Here is a 15,929-nt window from a genome sequence, read left to right as displayed (position 1 = left end):
GAGCGTGATCAGGCCGGTCTCGCCGAGCATCTTGCCGAGCTGGACACCGGAGGCCCCCTCGGTGGCCTCGACGATCTCCATCGTGTGCTCCCCACCCGGGTAGGTCAGGGTGGCGGTGCGCTTCTCGCCGTCGTCGGCCATCTCGTGCATCCCTCTTCACGCGTCTCGTGCGGGAGGGACTCGAAGCCGGGGACCGCCCGACCGGTCCCGGCGGGACGGTCGGTCCACCCCGGGATGCGGGAGCGGCGTCCCCCCGAGGCGAACTCCCGCGGGTGTGGGGCGTCGTACGCTGCGCGAACCGTAGCGCCCGGCGCGCGATCACCGCATCACGGGAAGCGGCACCACCCGGAGTGGCACCCGTCACGATTGGCGACGCGTACTCACCCCTCGCCGTCGAGCTCCGCGCGCGTCGGCGGTTCGGCCCCCGCCCGCGAACAGGTCCAGCTCGCCACCCGCGCCGCGAAGCGAAGCGCGGCGCGCCAGCCGTCGTCGTCGAGGGCGGCGAGGCGGTCCCGGTCGAGCAGGCCGTGGGCGTGGAGGTGGCCCAGCAGCGCGGAGTGCACGGAGTCGCCCGCGCCGATGGTGTCGACGACGGGCCGCGAGGTGTCCGCGGCGATCGCCACCTCGCCGTCGCGGGTGTGCGCGAGGAGTCCCTCGGCGCCCCGGGTCACGACGACCGCGCCGGCGCCCGCCGCGAGCAGGTCGTCCGGGGAGCGGCCCCACCAGCGCGCGTCCTCGTCGGAGAGCTTGACCAGCCCGGCGTGGGCGGCGATCGCGTCGAGGCGAGCGCGCAGCGCGTCGGGGTCGGTGACGAGGGCGGCGCGGATGTTGGGGTCGAGGCTGACGAACACCCCGCGCCCGGCCGCGCGCCGGGCGAGGTCGGCGTAGACCGACGCGCCCGGCTCGAGGATCAGCGACAGCGTCCCGACGGCGAGGGCGGCGGTATCCGCGGGCAGCTCCCCGGGGTCGGCCACGAGCCGGTCCGCGGCGCCCGCGACGTGGAAGGAGTAGCGGGCCGCGCCGGTCTCGGAGAGGGTGACGACGGCGAGCGTGGTGGGCTCCTCGCCCCGCTGCACCAGCGCGTCGTCGACGTCGGACTCCCGCAACCGCTCGAGCAGCGCGTCGCCGAAGGCGTCCGTGGACAGGCGCGTGAGCATCGTCGCCGGCGTGCCCAGGCGTCCCAGCCCGATCGCGACGTTGTACGGACCGCCACCCAGGCGCGGCGCCAGCGGGGCGAGCGGACGCTGCTCGAGGGGCACGAGGTCGACGAGCGCCTCGCCGCCGACGACGATGCGGCGGCCTGGACGGGTCGAGCTGTGCTGCGCGTCGTCGCCCGTGCTCACGGGAGCGCCTCCAGACCCCACCGCACCGTCCACGTCGCGCCCGGGGCGAGGACCACGAGGTCGGTGCCGGAGTTGAGCGCGTCGGGCGGGCAGGTCATCGGCTCGACGGCCACCGCCTTGCCCGGCCGCCCGAACGGGCTGTCCGGGGTGAAGGCCTGGACCCAGGTCACGTTGCGGTCGCCCCACAGACGCGTGCCGGTGCCGTCGGGGGCGCGCAGCTCCGCGAGGACGCCGGCGACCCCGCCGCTGGCCCCGAAGCAGGTGTCGAGGTCGAGCTCGGCCACCGGTCGGCCCCCGCGCAGCGACTCGGCATCCGTCACCTCGCGGGCGGGGCCGGTGGGGACCAGGGCGTCGTCGACCTCGAGGACGGTGGCGGTGGCCACGACGAGCGTGCAGTCGTCCGAGGGGTGGTCACCGGCGCGCAGGTAGGGATGGGTGCCGATCCCGGCCGGCACGTCGCCGTCGCCGGTGTTCGTCACCGAGTGCGCCACGGTGAGCGCGCCGCGGGTCCCGTCGACGCCGTACGTGGTCTCGACGTGCAGCGGCTGCGGCCAGCCGTGCGCCTCGGGGTCGTCGCCGCCCGGCACGTCGACGGCCAGGGTGATCGCGGCGTCGTCGTGGCTGACGACGGTCCACGACCGGTGCCGGACGAGGCCGTGGATCGCGTGGCCGCGGGCCGGCTCGGTCACCTCGAGCTCGTGGGTCGCGCCCCGCCAGGTGAAGCGCGCACCCGCCGTGCGGTTCGGCCAGGGCAGCAGCACGCACCCCGCGCCCATGGGCGGGGACGCGTCCTCGTCGTAGGTCTCGACGTGGTGGGTGTCGCGGACGACGAACGCGCGCAGACCGGCCCCGACCGCGGTCACGACGGCGTGCGCGTCGCCCGAGCGGATCTCGTACTGCTGCCCGGTGGGCGCCATGGGCGGACCGTAGCTGCTACGCGGCCAGCGCCGCGTACCGCCCGTCCGAGGACACCAGCTCGTCGTGGGTGCCGGACTCCACGATGCGGCCGTGGTCGAGCACCGCGATGCGGTCGGCCTCGCGGACCGTGGAGAGGCGGTGCGCGATCGTCAGGGTCGTCCGGCCCGCCGCGAGCTCGTCGAAGGCGAGCTGGACGGCCCGCTCGGTGGCGGTGTCGAGCGCGGACGTGGCCTCGTCGAGCACCAGGACCCGCGGGTTGCGCAGCAGCGTCCGCGCGATCGCCAGGCGCTGGCGCTCGCCCCCGGAGAAGCGGTGGCCGCGGGGGCCCACGACGGTGTCGTACCCCTCCGGCAGTCCCGAGATCATCTCGTGGATCTGCGCCCCGCGGGTGGCCGCCTCGATCTCGGCGTCGGAGGCGTCCGGCTTCGCGTACCGCAGGTTCTCCCGCACGGTGGCGTGCAGCAGGTAGGTCTCCTGGCTGACCACGCCGACGATGGCCGCGAGGTCGTCGAGCCGCAGGTCGCGCAGGTCGACGCCGTCGACGGTGATCCGCCCGGCGTCGGGGTCGTGCAGCCGCGCGACGAGGGACCCGAGCGTCGACTTGCCGCTGCCGGTCTCCCCCACCAGCGCGAGGGTGGTGCCGGCCGGGATCTCGAGCGAGACGTCGTCGAGTGCCGCCCGGTCGGCGCCCGGGTAGGTGAACGTGACGTGCTCGAGCCGCAGGTCGCCGCGCGGCGCCGGCAGGTCCACGGGGTGCTCGGGGTCGCTGACCTCGATCACGGTGTCCTGGTACTCGAAGATCCGGGCGAACAGCGCGAGCGAGGCCGAGACCGACACCCCGACGTCGAGCAGCGACGACAGCGGCCGGAACACGCCGGCCTGCAGCGTCGTGAACGCGACCAGGGTCCCGATCGACAGGGCGCCGGCGGTCCACGGCAGACCCGCACCCAGGTAGATCAGCGCCGGGATGGCGGCGAACACGATCGACATCGTCGCCATGACCCAGCGGCCGGCGAGCTGCGAGCGCAGCTCCAGGTCGGTCAGGCGCAGCGACGAGTCGGTGAACCGCTCGACCAGCGCGTCCCCGGTGCCGAGCGTGCGCGAGAGGCGGACGCCGTCGATCGACAGGCCCTCCTCGACGGTGACGTTGAGGTCGGCGAGCTCGCGCTGCCGCGCCGCGGTGATCGTGCGCCGCAGCCGGGCGACGCGCCGCGAGAGCAGCACCGCCGGGGGCAGCACGAGCAGCGTCACGAGCGAGAGCTGCCAGGACAGGGCGACCATCGCGACGGCCGAGGCGATCACGGTGGTGAGGTTCGCGGCGATGGAGGTGGCCGTGGAGGTGACCACCGACTGCATGCCGCCGATGTCGTTGGTGATCCGGGACTGCACCTCGCCGGTGCGGGTGCGGGTGAAGAACCCCAGCGAGAGGCGCTGGAGGTGGGCGAACACGTCGGTGCGCAGCTGGTGCATCACCTGCTGGCCGACGCGCGTGGAGATCCAGGTCTGGACCACGCCGAGCGCGGCGGTGAGGGCGGCGACGGCGACCATCCCGACAACGAGCCAGAGCAGCAGGCGCACGTCGCGCTGCGGCAGCGCGACGTCGATGACCTCGCGCAGCAGGAACGGGGAGGCCAGCCCGACGACGGACGACACCACGATCACGGCGATCACGACGACGAGCGAGTGGCGGTGGGGGGCGAACAGCCGCGCGATCCGGCGCAGCGAGACCTGACGGGCCTGCTCGCGGTCGCGCTGCCGCTGTTCGCGGGAGATCTCGAGTGGACGGGGCAAGGGGCGTCTCCTTAGTGAGGTAACCTCATGATGAGGCTACAACACGGCTTCGCGCTAGGGTGTTCCCCGTGGAGCACGACGAACCGGGGTCGGTGAGCGACCTGTTCTGGGCCGTCGCCCGGCAGCTGCGCCACACCTCCCGGGAGACGCTCGCGCCCTGGGACGTCACCCCCTCCCAGCTGCGCGCCCTCGGCACCCTGATGCGCCACGGCGCCGCCCGCCCCGGGGCGCTCGCGAAGCACCTCGGGATCGCGCCCCGCTCCGCCACCGAGGTCGTCGACGCCCTCGAGGAGCGCGGCCTCGTCCGGCGCGAGACCGATCCCGACGACCGCCGCGCCACCCTCGTCGTCGTGACCGACGCGGGCCGGGAGCTCGCCGCCGCGGTGCGGAAGGCGCGTGCCGCGGAGTCCGACCGTGCCTTCGCCGGCCTCCCCGACGACGACCGTGCCGAGCTCGAGCGCCTGCTGCGGCAGCTGCTCACCGGATGGGCGGGGCACCCTCGCGCGGAACCGGGTCAGGACTGACCGACCGCCGCGTCCTCCGGCGCACCCGCCGTCGGGGCCCGGTAGCGCCAGAAGGCCGGGAAGGCGAGCACCACGGCGATCATCCCGACGACGACCGCCACGCCGCCGATCGTCGTCGCCGCGCCGGTCCCGACGGCGTCCGCCGCCCAGCCGTGCCACAGGTCGGCCACGCGCGGGCCACCCGCGACCACCACGACGAACACGCCCTGCATCCGGCCCCGCATCTCGTCGGTGGCGACGGTCTGCAGCATCGTCGAGCGGAACACCGAGCTGACCAGGTCCGCAGCGCCGGCCGCGGCGAGCAGGAGGACCGCCAGCCAGAGGATCGACGTCAGCCCGGAGAGCGCCACCCCGACACCCCAGAGGCACACCGCGACCGTCACGGCCACGCCCTGGCGCGCGATGCCGTGGAGCCGGCCCGAGAGCAGGCCGCCCAGCGCCGCGCCCCCCGCGATCGCCGCGGACAGCAGACCGTAGGCCGGGCCACCGCCGTAGACCTCGACCGCGGCCTGCGGGAACACCGCGCGCGGCATGCCGAAGCCCATCGCCACGAGGTCGGCGAGGAAGCTCACCAGCAGCACCTTCGACATCGCGGCGTAGCGGAAGCCGTCGACCACCGATCGGATGCCGGCGCTGCGCCGGATCGCGTGCAGCACCCCGCGGACCCCGCCCTCGGCGTCCTCGGACACCGGGAGCCGCGGCAGCCGGTACGCCGCCCAGATCGAGGCGAACAGGCAGATCGTGTCGACGAAGTAGAGGACCCCCACGTCGATGAACGCCAGCGCGACCCCGCCCACCAACGGACCGGCGAACGCGCCGAGCTGCTGCACCGTGAACCACAGCGTGTTCGCCGCCGGCAGCTGGTCCAGCGGCAGGATGCGCGGCAGCACCGCGGAGCGGGTGGGCTGGTTCACCGCGAGGCAGGCGGTCTGCACCGCGAAGATCGCCAGGACCGTCCAGGGCCCGCCGATGTGGGTCACCGCCGTGATCCCGAGAAGCGCCGAGGTCACGGCGATACCGACCCCCGAGACCACGAGCAGCATCCGCCGGTCGACCACGTCGGCGATCGCCCCGCCCCAGAGCCCGAAGACCACCAGCGGGACCAGCCCGAACAGACCGGTCAGGCCGACCCACGCCGACGACCCGGTGAGCTCGTAGAGCTGGAACGGGACCGCGACGACGGTGAGCTGCGCCCCGACCACGGTCACCACGCCCGCCGTCCACAGCCGGCGGAAGGCGGGCGTCCGCAGCGGGGTGGTGTCGGCGAACAGGCCGCGTCGGGTCCGTCCCCCGCCGCTCCGCACGCCGCGTCGTGGTCGTTCGCTCACCGAACGATCCTAAGCGCCGCTACGGGGCCACGCGCTCGACCACCCAGCCGCCGGTGCGGTCGTCGAACCGGAAGCGCAACCGGTCGTGCAGGCGCGAGGTCCGGCCCTGCCAGAACTCGACGTGGGTGGGGCGCAGCCGCCAGCCGCCCCAGTGCGGCGGCGGCGGGATCTCCGTCTCGTCGGCGAAGCGCGCCTCGACGGTGGCGAACAGGTCGTCGAGGGCCTGCCGGTCGCGCACGGTCGCCGACTGCGGGGAGGCCCACGCTCCGAGCTGCGAGGTCCGGGGCCGGCCGCGCCAGTACTCGGCGGTCTCCTCCTTGCCCAGCAGCTCCACGGGACCGATCACCGTCGCCTGCCGCTGCAGCGCGTACCAGGGGAAGGTCGCCGACGCCTGCCGTGTCTGGCGCAGCTGGTGGGACTTCTCGGAGGTGTAGTTGGTGTAGAAGGTGACGCCGCGCTCGTCGACGTCCTTCGCGAGCACGGTCCGGGTGGTGACCCGGTGCTCGTCGTCGGAGGTCGCGAGGACCATCGCGTTCGGGTCGGCCAGCTCGGCGACCCGGGCCTCGTGCAGCCACGCCCGGAGCTGCTCGTGCCACGTGGCGGCCAGGTCGGCGGCGTCGAGCGCACCCGAGGAGTAGTCGACGCGCATCCCCGACAGGTCGTCGGGGGCGCTCCCCGGCACCGTCGCTGAGTCCACCCGCTGCTCCCCTCGACCCCCGCGCCGCCACCGGCGCGTCCGGCCACCGTAGGTACCGCCCCGGGGGATCGGACACCCCGTGACCGATCCCACGGGCCCGCTCCGACCGTCCGGGGGTGACGTGGGCGACAGCAGCGGAGCGCGGGCCTTGCGAGGATGGTCCCCGTGACGACGACCACCCCTGAGTCAGTGCAGATTCCGGCCGAGCTCCTGCCCGCCGACGGACGCTTCGGGTGCGGGCCCTCCAAGGTCCGGCCCGAACAGCTCCGCGCGATCGCCGACGCCGCCGACGTCATGGGCACCTCGCACCGCCAGAAGCCGGTGCGCTCGCTGGTCGGCCGCGTGCGGGCCGGCCTGTCGGACCTCTTCTCGCTGCCCGAGGGCTACGAGGTCGTGCTCGGCAACGGCGGCACCACCGCGTTCTGGGACGCCGCGGCCGTGGGGCTGATCCGGGAGCGCTCGCTGCACCTGACCTACGGCGAGTTCTCCTCGAAGTTCGCCTCGGTCGCGAAGGGCGCGCCGTTCCTGGCCGATCCGGTCGTCGTGTCCAGCGACCCCGGCACCGCGCCCGAGCCGCGCTCCGACGAGTCGGTCGACCTCATCGGGTGGGCCCACAACGAGACCTCGACCGGGGTGGCCGTGCCGGTCGCGCGCCCCGAGGGCAGCGACGGCAAGCTCGTGGCGATCGACGCGACGTCGGGCGCCGGCGGCCTGCCCGTCGACGTCTCGCAGTGCGACGTCTACTACTTCGCCCCGCAGAAGAACTTCGCCTCCGACGGCGGGCTGTGGATCGCGCTGATGTCGCCGGCGGCGCTCGCGCGGGTCGACGAGGTCGCCGCGATGGACGACCGGTGGTTCCCCGAGTTCCTCTCGCTGCCGACCGCGATCGACAACTCGCGCAAGGACCAGACCTACAACACCCCCGCCGTCGCGACGCTGATCATGCTGGCCGACCAGATCGAGTGGATGAACGCCCAGGGCGGCATGTCCTGGACGACGGCCCGGACGAAGGACTCCTCCGACCGGCTCTACACGTGGGCGGAGAAGACGCCGTACACGACGCCGTTCGTGGCCGAGCCGGCCCACCGCTCGCAGGTCGTCGGCACGATCGACTTCTCCGACGAGGTGGACGCCGCCGCGGTCGCGACGGTGTTGCGCGCGCACGGCGTCGTGGACACGGAGCCCTACCGCAAGCTCGGCCGCAACCAGCTGCGCGTCGGGATGTTCCCGGCCGTCGACCCGGACGACGTCACGAAGCTGACCGAGTGCATCGAGCACGTCGTGGGCGCCCTCGGCTCGTGAACGCACCGCGTCGCCTGCGGTGACGCCCCGTGTCCGCCGCGCCGACCCCGCCGTCGGGAGCGGCTCCGTGGTGTCCTCGGACACCCGGCGCGCCTCCCTCGGACGGGGTGGGTGCTCGCCTAGCGTCGTCGTGCGAAGCGGTGCCACCACCTCGGGCGCACCGCCGAGCAGCGGGCTACGGGGAGGCCGACCATGCGAGAGCTCCGGGTGGTGGGCCTGGGCGAGGACACCGCGACGGTGGTCCTCGAGGACCCGATCCGGCACGAGCGCTTCGTCGTGCCCTCCGACGAACGGCTGCGCGCCGCCGCCCGGGGTGACGTCCGGCGGCTGGGCCAGATGGAGATCGAGACGACGAGCCCGCTGCGCCCGCGCGACATCCAGGCGCGGATCCGTGGCGGCGAGTCGGTCGCCGACGTCGCCGCGGGCGCCGGCGGCCCGGCGGCGCACGTCGAGCGGTTCGCGTACCCGGTGCGGCTCGTGCGGTCCCGCGTGGCCGAGATGGCCGGCCGTGGGCACCCGGTGGGCGCGGCCGGCGCGCCGGACCCGCGGAGCCTGCTCGAGATCCTGACGGCGACCTTCTCCGGACGCGGCCAGGACCTCGGCGACGGGTCCTGGGACGCCTGGAAGGGCGACGACGGCGGCTGGATCGTGTCGCTGTCCTGGCGCACCGGCCACTCCGAGCACCTCGCGCAGTGGACCTTCACGCCGGGTGCCTCGGGCGGCGCCGTCGTGCCGCGCGACGACCCGGCCCGCGAGCTGCTGGGCCTCGAGCCCGCTCCCGGCCCCCGGCGGGCCGACGGCTCGGCCGCGCGGACCGGACGCGGCGAGCAGGTCGACGACGCCGGCGCGGTGCCGGACGAGCAGGGCCGGGACGAGGAGGACGAGGACCTCGGCCAGGGCGCCCTCGCCGTCGGCGGCGGCACGGCGCGTCCCCGCGGCGGGCGGGCGTCCGGGCCCACGCCCCCGGTGGCCGGGCCCAAGACCCCCACTGCGAAGACCGCCGCCGCGAAGCCGTCCGCTCCCCGTGCGCCCGCGCCGACGGCCCCCGGGGCCGGCACGGCGGGCGGCACGGCACCCGCGCGGTCCGGACGGGGATCGCGCAAGGTCCCCGACCAGCGCGGGGCCGACCAGCGCGACCAGCCCGGTCCCGGGCGCGACGACGGCGGCGGGGACGACCCCGAGCGGACACGCGGCCGCGGGCGCGGACGCACGCACCCGATCGTCCCGTCGTGGGAGGACGTCCTGCTCGGCGTGCGCTCGCCGCGCTCCTGACCGCGGGCCGGCCCCTCAGCCGGCCGGCCCCCGCACGGCCACGACCAGCAACGGCAGCACCGCCACGCCCATCCCGGCGAAGGCCCCCCAGACCGCCCACCGCCACATCGGTACCCGGCGGTTGAGCCAGAGCGCGGGCACCAGCCCGGCGACGACCACGAGGTCGATCAGCAGCCCGACGAACCCCAGCCCGGCCACCATCGGCAGCGCCAGGATCAGGTTGGTCAGCAGCACGAGACCCCCGACGAGCGCCGCCAGCGTGAGACCGGTCCCCCACGGCGTCGGCTCGTCGAAGACCGTGGACACCCGCGCCCGCCCGCGGCGTCGGCGCCGGGGCAGCGGGACCTCCGGCACCCGCGTCACCGCCCGCACCGCGCGCAGCGGCACGCGGACGCCGGTGACGGGGTCGCAGTAGTCCACCGAGTGCCCCAGGGCCACCGAGACGCGGGCGGCGAGGTGGCGCCCGGTCCGGCTCACCCGGACCGCGTCCGTGGCGCGGGGGGCGGCGCCGGAGCGCGCGACGTCGTCCGCGGCGCGGCCCCACTCGACGAGCAGCTCGACGAGCTCGGCCGGGAGGTCGGTCCCCGGGGCGTAGGCACCCCAGCCGGCGTCGGCCCCGTCGTCGTCCCCCAGCGGGTGACCGCCGACCAGGGCCCGGCCTCCCACCGCCGCGACCTCCAGGACCGTCACGCGGGGCCCGTCGCGGGTCCGACGACGTGGAAGGCCACCGCGGCGGCGGTGGCGACGTTGAGCGAGTCGACCCCGGACGCCATCGGGATGCGGACCCGGTGGTCGGCGAGCGCGAGGGCCTCGTCGGTGAGCCCGGGCCCCTCGGCCCCGAGCAGCAGCGCGACCCGGTCCTCGCCGGCCAGCGCGGCGGGGGGCCCGTCCCCGGACGGGGTGAGCGCCGCCAGCACGAACCCCGCGGCCCGCAGCGCCGCGAGGAGCTCGGGCCACGACCCGCCGAGGAACGGCACCCGCAGCACGTGGCCCATCGACACCCGCACGCTGCGCCGGTAGAGCGGGTCGGCGCAGCCGGGCGCGAGCAGGACCGCGTCGACGCCGAGCGCCGCGGCGTTGCGGAAGAGCGCCCCCAGGTTCTCGTGGTCGTTCACGCCCTCGAGCACGGCCACCCGGCGGGCCCGGGCGAGGAGGTCGTCCAGCCGGGGCGCCGGCGCCCGGTCGGCGCTGGCGAGCACCCCGCGGTTGAGGTGGAAGCCGACGACGGCGGCCATGGTCGGGGCGTCGGCGACGAAGGCGGGGACGTCGAGGTCCGCGAGCTCCGGGGAGAGCTCCCCGATCCGGCGCGGGACACCGAGCAGGGCGCGCGGCGGGTAGGGCGAGTCGAGCAGGCGCCGCACCACGACGGTGCCCTCGGCGAGGACGAGCCCGCGCCCGCCGGGCCGGTCGGGGCGCCGGTCGGCGCGGGAGAGGTCGCGGAAGTCGTCGAGCCGCGCGGCGTCCGCACCCGCGTCGTCGGCCCCCGTGCCGTCGACCACCCCCGGCCCGGCCAGCTCGACGATCCGCACCACGGTCCGCATCGTTCCAGACCCGGTCCCGCCGCTCCGGCGACACCGCACACGCCCGGCTGCGGACCCGGGGTGTGCCGAGGCCGTCCGGGGGGCATGCCCAGCGCACGGACGCCGTGGGCGCGGCGTTCCCCGCGCCCGTGATCGGACCCGGCCCCGCTGGGCCCTGACGGCACGGGCAGTGGCTGCCAGGATGGGGGGCGGACCACGGAGACGAAGCGCAGCGGAGCTCGACCGACCGGGGAGCGACGCCGCGTGGGAGCGCTCGAACCGCCCGGACGGGACGAGCGAAGCGGAACCCGACCCAGACGGGCGGTCCGGCCGCGGTGCACGGGAGGCGAGACGTGAGCGAGATGCGGGTGGTCGGCGTACTGGCCGTCGACGACGCGGCACAGCAGTCGGCGTCGGAGACGAACCGGCACCCCGTGGTGCTCCTGCAGGAGACCCAGGGCAAGCGCTGCCTGCAGATCTGGATCGGCCTGGCCGAGGCGGAGGCGATCGCCCTCGAGCAGCAGGGCCGGCTGCCCGAGCGGCCGCTGACCCACGTGCTCATCGCGGACGTGGTGTCCGCCCTCGGGCGCACGCTGGAGCGGATCGAGATCACCGAGGTGCGGGGCGGCACGTTCTACGCGGACCTCGTCTTCGACCGGGGCCTGCGGGTGTCCGCGCGCCCCAGCGACTCGATCGCGATCGCCCTGCACGTCGACGTGCCGATCCACGCGACCGAGGCCGTGCTCGTCGAGGCCGGGGTGCTCGTCGACGACGACGAGTCCGGCGAGGAGGGCTCCTCCCCGGTGCCCGACGAGGAGGAGGTCGACCGGTTCCGGGCGTTCCTCGACAACGTCTCCCCGGAGGACTTCGGGCGCGGCGCCTAGGCCAACTGCCTCCCTCGGGTGCGACCACTGCGTCTGCACATGCGCCCAGCGGCGCCCTGGTCGCGACAAGCTCCGCTGAACGGACGCTATGACGAGGCGAACGGTTCCGTCCCCTGGTGTGTGACACACGGCTGTGTCACCGTGAATCGCGTCGTCGGGGGAACAGGACAGGTCCCCGCCCGCCACCGGTTCGCCGGCGGAGGTGCGGGCCGAGAGAGGGAGCCGGGCACTGATGGGGCCGACCGCCGTACCGACCAGCTCGGTGCCCGTTCCCGCCGATCCCTCGGCTACCCCGCCCCGCAGCGGCGTCCTGGTGGGGAGTCCTCCCGGTCACCGCCGGCACTCGGGAGGCGGGAACCCCCGCTGATGGGACGGGTCGTCACCCGCACCGACCTGTCCGACCGCGACCACTACCGCACGAAGGTCCGCCGCTGCCTCGAGGCGCTGCGCCGGATGGTGGGCGAGGGCCGCTTCGCGGCGGACGAGCTGCGGACCGGGGTCGAGCTGGAGCTCGTCCTGGTCGACGACGCCATGGAGCCGGCGATGCTCAACCACGCCGTGCTCGACCGGTCCGCCTCGGACCTGCTCACCACCGAGCTCGGGCGCTGGAACCTGGAGATCAACCTGCCGCCGCGGACCCTGCCCGGCACGGCGGCGTGCGCGCTCGAGAACGACATGGTCACGTCGATCACCGGCGCCCGCCGCTCGGCCGCCGTCGTCGGGGCCACCCCCGTGACCATCGGCATCCTGCCCACCCTCGGCCCCGAGCACCTCGACTCCGACCAGCTCACCGACGACCCCCGCTACGACCTGCTCAACCGGCAGATGGTCGACGCGCGGGGCGAGCCCTTCCGGCTGGACATCCGCGCCCCACGCTCCGGCGCCGGTGAGGACGACGAGCACCTCGTGCTCGACGTCGACTCGATCGCCCCCGAGGCCGCCTGCACGTCCCTGCAGCTGCACCTGCAGCTTACCCCGGAGACGTTCCCGGCCCACTGGAACGCCGCCCAGGCCATCGCGGGGGTCCAGGTCGCGCTCGCCGCGAACTCGCCGTTCCTGCTGGGCAGGAGGCTCTGGGCTGAGACCCGCGTGCCGCTGTTCGAGCAGGCGGTCGACGTCCGGACCGTCGAGCTGCGCAACCAGGGGGTGCGGCCCCGGGTGTGGTTCGGCGACCGTTGGGCCGCCTCGGTCACCGACCTGTTCGAGGAGAACGTCCGCTACTTCCCGGCGCTGCTGCCGATGGTCGACGACGAGGACCCCCTCGCCTGCCTCGACGCCGAGCAGGCGCCCGGCCTGCACGAGCTGCGGCTGCACTCGGGCACCGTGTGGCGCTGGAACCGGCCGGTCTACGACGTCGCCGACGGCGTCGCGCACCTGCGGCTGGAGAACCGGGTGCTGCCCGCGGGCCCGAGCGCGATCGACGCCGTCGCGAACGCGATGTTCTTCTACGGCCTCGTCCGCGCGCTCGCCGCCTCCGAGCACCCGCCGTGGCGGTCGATGAGCTTCGAGGCCGCGCACGACAACTTCGTCGCGGGCGCCCAGCACGGGCTGGACGCGCAGCTCTACTGGCCGGGTGAGGGCACGGTGGCCGTGGACCGGCTCGTGCTCGACCGGCTCCTCCCGCTGGCGCGCGAGGGACTCGCCGCGTGGGACGTCGACCGCTCCGTCGCCGACCGCTACCTCTCGATCATCGAGGCGCGCTGCCGCACCGGGTGCACGGGCGCCTCGTGGCAGACGCAGATGGTGGCCGCGCTGGAGAAGAACGGGTGCGCGCGCCCGGTCGCCATGCGGCGGATGCTGGAGCGCTACGTGGCGCACATGAGCGCGAACCTGCCGGTGCACACCTGGCCGGTGATGGAGGAGCCGATCACGTAGCCGGGGCGTCGGGGGCGGGCCCGGCCGGTCCGGCGTGGGCCGCGTGGCCGGCCCGGCGGGCCTGCCAGGCCAGCAGGGCGGCCGCGACCACGACGGTCGCGACGGTCGCCGCGCCGCCGATCACCAGCGGCGCGCGGCCCCCGAGGACCTCCGCGAGCCATCCCAGCACCGGCCCGCCCACCGGGGTGCCGCCGAGGAGCACGAGCATGTAGAGGCCCATGACCCGGCCGCGCATGGACTCGTCCACGCCGAGTTGCACGGCCGCGTTGGCCGCCGTCGTGAACACCAGCTGCCCCAGCCCCGTCGGGACCAGCAGGAGCGCGGTGAGCGCGTAGGTGGGCATGACGCCCGTGAAGAGCTCGGCGACGCCGAAGAACAGGCCCGCGAGCAGCACCGTGCGCAGCCGCGGGCGCCCGACCCGGCGCGCCGCGACGAAGGTGCCCGCGAGGCAGCCGACGGCGAGCGCGGAGGTGAGCAGTCCGTAGGACTCGGCGCCGCGGCCGAAGACGTTGCGCGCGGTGATCGCGAGCGTCATGAAGAAGTTGATACCGACCGTGGAGACGAAGAAGACGACGGTCAGCAGCACGATGAGGTCGGGGCGGCGCCGGACCTCGCGCAGCCCCTCGAGCACCGCGCCGAGCGCCCGCCCCGGGCGCTTCTCATAGGCGAACATGTCGGCGGGGCGCATCAGCGCCAGGCCGGTGACCACCGCGACGAAGGTCGCAGCGTTGACCAGGAAGACCCACCCGGTGCCGACGGCGGCGATCATCAGCCCGGCGACGGCGGGCCCGACGATGCGCGCGGTGTTGAACGTCATCGAGTTCAGCGCGACGGCGTTCTGCAGCGCGCCGGGCCCGACCATCTCGCCGGCGAACGACTGGCGCACCGGGGCGTCGACCGCGGAGAAGCAGCCCAGCAGGAAGCACAGGACGTAGACCATCGGCAGCGTCGCGGTGCCGGTGGTGTCGAGCACGCCGAGGGTGAGCGCGCAGACGCCCATGCCCACCTGCAGCGCGATGAGCAGGTGCCGCTTGTCGTAGCGGTCGGCGAACGCGCCGCCGACGAGCGAGAGCACCAGCGTCGGACCGAACTGCAGGGCGGCGGCGACGCCGAGGGCGACCGGGCTGCCGCCGGAGAGGTTGAGCACCAGCCAGTCCTGCGCCACCCGCTGCATCCACGTGCCGACGAGCGACACGACCTGGCCGGAGGCGAAGAGCCGGTAGTTGCGGTTGCGCAGCGAGGCGAACATCGCCGTCCCTGCGGTCACCGGTGCCTCACATGTACTGAGCTTACCCAACCATCGACGGACGGGGTGGGCCGTGGCGGCGGCGCGACCGCGCGCACCGCCGCCGGACCCGTCCGGCTCAGGGCTTGGTGTCCTCGAGGGCGAAGCCCACCTTCAGCGTGACCTGGTAGTGGGCGATCTCGCCGTTCTCGACGTGGCCGCGGATCTCGGAGACCTCGAACCACCCGATCTGGCGCAGCGTCTGCGCCGCGCGCTTGATGGCTCCCTGGATCGCGTCGTCCACGCTGGTCTCGGACGTCCCGACGATCTCGGTCTTCCGGTAGATGTTGTCCGCCACTCGGGCCTCCTCGGTGCGAGGGGCTCGCGTCCGCGGGCCCCGTCGAACCGGTACCCGCTGGCTCCCGGACGTTCACACGGGCGGGAGCACCGGACCGTCGTCACACGACCTCGGCGGCCGCGTCCGGTGAGGACACCAGGGAGGCGCCGTGGACACCGAGACGGGCGAGCGCCGCGTCGAGGGCGATCTCGAGCGGGCGCACGTCCCGGGCCAGCCGGGCGAGCATGAGGCCGCCCTGGAGCGCGGCGAGCAGCACGCCGGCGAGCTCGGTGGGCGCCCCGGCCGCGGTCACTGTCCCCTGGTCCCGCCCGACGCGGACCAGGTGCGCGAGGGCGTCGCGCCAGCGGTCGAAGGCGGCGGCCTGGTGCGCGCGGAGGACCGGGTCGTCGTCGACCTGGCTGCTCAGCACCCCCAGCGGGCAGCTGAGCGGGCCGTCGCCGCCGCGGTGGCCGGCGAGGACGTCCAGCGCCCAGGCGCGGACGTCGCCGTCGGTGTCGGGCGCGAGGCGCGGCTGCGCGGCGAGCACCAGGGCGAGCTGGTGGTCGATGACGGCGAGGACGAGGCCCTGCTTGCCGGCGAAGTGGTGGTAGAGCTGCGACTTCCCGGTGCCCGTCGCCGCGAGCACGTCACCCACCCCGGTGGCCGCGATGCCGTGGGCGTGCATGAGCCCGGCCGCGGCCTCGACCATCTGCTGGCGGGTCCGGCGCCCGCGGGCCGTCGGCGGCACGCCGCTCCGGCGCTCCTCGTCCCTGCCCACCCCCTCATTGTACCGGTGGGTACATTTCCCGATAGGCTCTCCCGATGACGACCGTCGACCGCACGGGGCCCGGCGGCACCGAGCGCCCCGTCGAGCCCGACGGCGCGCGGGACCCCGACAGCGCGCCGGGGGCCG

General features: G+C 75.2%; 15 protein-coding genes. 5 read left to right on the top strand and 10 right to left on the bottom strand.

From position 1 onward, the window contains the following. Positions 1–380 precede the first annotated feature (380 nt). From AC0CYZ_RS25730 to AC0CYZ_RS25720, 3 genes are read right to left on the bottom strand one after another with little or no spacing between them, the layout of a single operon-like run. Positions 381–1,343 (bottom strand): carbohydrate kinase family protein, encoded by a 963-nt coding sequence (locus tag AC0CYZ_RS25730; RefSeq protein ID WP_472220633.1) that lies wholly within the window; start codon positions 1,341–1,343, stop codon positions 381–383. Then, positions 1,340–2,260 (bottom strand): aldose 1-epimerase family protein, encoded by a 921-nt coding sequence (locus tag AC0CYZ_RS25725; protein ID WP_472220631.1) that lies wholly within the window; start codon positions 2,258–2,260, stop codon positions 1,340–1,342. The genes AC0CYZ_RS25730 and AC0CYZ_RS25725 overlap by 4 nt, the downstream gene beginning before the upstream one ends. A 16-nt stretch (positions 2,261–2,276) precedes the next feature. Further along, on the bottom strand, positions 2,277–4,052 hold the full coding sequence (locus AC0CYZ_RS25720; RefSeq protein ID WP_472220629.1) for an ABC transporter ATP-binding protein: 1,776 nt from the start codon (positions 4,050–4,052) through the stop codon (positions 2,277–2,279). A 68-nt stretch (positions 4,053–4,120) separates the two neighbouring features. Between AC0CYZ_RS25720 and AC0CYZ_RS25715 the strand changes: the two genes are divergently transcribed. Next, entirely contained in the window at positions 4,121–4,576 is a 456-nt protein-coding gene (locus tag AC0CYZ_RS25715) for a MarR family winged helix-turn-helix transcriptional regulator (RefSeq protein WP_472220627.1), read from the top strand. Here the strand turns inward: AC0CYZ_RS25715 and AC0CYZ_RS25710 are convergent. Together AC0CYZ_RS25710 and pdxH are read right to left on the bottom strand one after the other, a co-directional pair. Further along, a complete protein-coding gene (locus AC0CYZ_RS25710) occupies positions 4,567–5,904 on the bottom strand; it encodes an MFS transporter (RefSeq protein WP_472220625.1) in 1,338 nt (445 codons plus the stop codon). The genes AC0CYZ_RS25715 and AC0CYZ_RS25710 overlap by 10 nt on opposite strands. 19 nt (positions 5,905–5,923) lie before the next feature. Further along, complete coding sequence (pdxH, locus tag AC0CYZ_RS25705) at positions 5,924–6,553, bottom strand: pyridoxamine 5'-phosphate oxidase (RefSeq protein ID WP_472220635.1); 630 nt, start codon at positions 6,551–6,553, stop codon at positions 5,924–5,926. Positions 6,554–6,757: 204 nt separating this feature from the next. Between pdxH and serC the strand changes: the two genes are divergently transcribed. Then, on the top strand, positions 6,758–7,903 hold the full coding sequence (gene serC, locus AC0CYZ_RS25700) for a phosphoserine transaminase (RefSeq protein WP_472220623.1): 1,146 nt from the start codon (positions 6,758–6,760) through the stop codon (positions 7,901–7,903). A gap of 192 nt (positions 7,904–8,095) precedes the next feature. Further along, entirely contained in the window at positions 8,096–9,175 is a 1,080-nt protein-coding gene (gene sepH, locus AC0CYZ_RS25695; protein WP_472220622.1) for a septation protein SepH, read from the top strand. Between the two features lie 15 nt (positions 9,176–9,190). On the opposite strand, the gene AC0CYZ_RS25690 is transcribed toward sepH, so the two are convergent. Beyond that, on the bottom strand, positions 9,191–9,865 hold the full coding sequence (locus AC0CYZ_RS25690; protein WP_472220620.1) for a DUF2537 domain-containing protein: 675 nt from the start codon (positions 9,863–9,865) through the stop codon (positions 9,191–9,193). Then, on the bottom strand, positions 9,862–10,716 hold the full coding sequence (locus tag AC0CYZ_RS25685) for a TrmH family RNA methyltransferase (protein ID WP_472220618.1): 855 nt from the start codon (positions 10,714–10,716) through the stop codon (positions 9,862–9,864). Before AC0CYZ_RS25685 ends, AC0CYZ_RS25690 begins: the two co-directional genes overlap by 4 nt. Positions 10,717–11,048: 332 nt before the next feature. Here AC0CYZ_RS25685 and AC0CYZ_RS25680 point away from each other — a divergent pair, with 332 nt between their 5' ends. Together AC0CYZ_RS25680 and AC0CYZ_RS25675 are read left to right on the top strand one after the other, a co-directional pair. Then, on the top strand, positions 11,049–11,579 hold the full coding sequence (locus AC0CYZ_RS25680) for a bifunctional nuclease family protein (RefSeq protein ID WP_472220616.1): 531 nt from the start codon (positions 11,049–11,051) through the stop codon (positions 11,577–11,579). A gap of 366 nt (positions 11,580–11,945) precedes the next feature. Next, a complete protein-coding gene (locus AC0CYZ_RS25675; protein WP_472220614.1) occupies positions 11,946–13,454 on the top strand; it encodes a glutamate-cysteine ligase family protein in 1,509 nt (502 codons plus the stop codon). Here the strand turns inward: AC0CYZ_RS25675 and AC0CYZ_RS25670 are convergent. The 3 genes from AC0CYZ_RS25670 to AC0CYZ_RS25660 all read right to left on the bottom strand — a co-directional run bounded on the left by AC0CYZ_RS25670 (position 13,447) and on the right by AC0CYZ_RS25660 (position 15,794). Beyond that, positions 13,447–14,721 (bottom strand): MFS transporter, encoded by a 1,275-nt coding sequence (locus AC0CYZ_RS25670; RefSeq protein WP_472220612.1) that lies wholly within the window; start codon positions 14,719–14,721, stop codon positions 13,447–13,449. The two genes, AC0CYZ_RS25675 and AC0CYZ_RS25670, sit on opposite strands and share 8 nt — an antisense overlap. A 97-nt stretch (positions 14,722–14,818) precedes the next feature. Further along, positions 14,819–15,037: a dodecin gene (locus tag AC0CYZ_RS25665; protein WP_472220610.1), complete on the bottom strand. Its 219-nt coding sequence runs from the start codon at positions 15,035–15,037 to the stop codon at positions 14,819–14,821. A gap of 100 nt (positions 15,038–15,137) precedes the next feature. Then, on the bottom strand, positions 15,138–15,794 hold the full coding sequence (locus AC0CYZ_RS25660; RefSeq protein WP_472220608.1) for a TetR/AcrR family transcriptional regulator: 657 nt from the start codon (positions 15,792–15,794) through the stop codon (positions 15,138–15,140). Between the last annotated feature and the right edge of the window lie 135 nt (positions 15,795–15,929).

The organism is Actinomycetospora sp. (genome assembly GCF_055612215.1).
The sequence above is the reverse complement of the archived record's forward strand: the minus strand, read 5'-3'. Positions and strand labels throughout refer to the sequence as shown.

What these genes read in the sequence shown, in the direction of transcription:
- pdxH (WP_472220635.1), bottom strand. Translation starts at nt 6,553, where the DNA reads ATGCGCGTCGACTACTCCTCGGGTGCGCTCGACGCCGCCGACCTGGCC.
- serC (WP_472220623.1), top strand. Translation starts at nt 6,758, where the DNA reads ATGGTCCCCGTGACGACGACCACCCCTGAGTCAGTGCAGATTCCGGCC.
- AC0CYZ_RS25675 (WP_472220614.1), top strand. Translation starts at nt 11,946, where the DNA reads ATGGGACGGGTCGTCACCCGCACCGACCTGTCCGACCGCGACCACTAC.
- sepH (WP_472220622.1), top strand. Translation starts at nt 8,096, where the DNA reads ATGCGAGAGCTCCGGGTGGTGGGCCTGGGCGAGGACACCGCGACGGTG.
- AC0CYZ_RS25685 (WP_472220618.1), bottom strand. Translation starts at nt 10,716, where the DNA reads ATGCGGACCGTGGTGCGGATCGTCGAGCTGGCCGGGCCGGGGGTGGTC.
- AC0CYZ_RS25725 (WP_472220631.1), bottom strand. Translation starts at nt 2,260, where the DNA reads ATGGCGCCCACCGGGCAGCAGTACGAGATCCGCTCGGGCGACGCGCAC.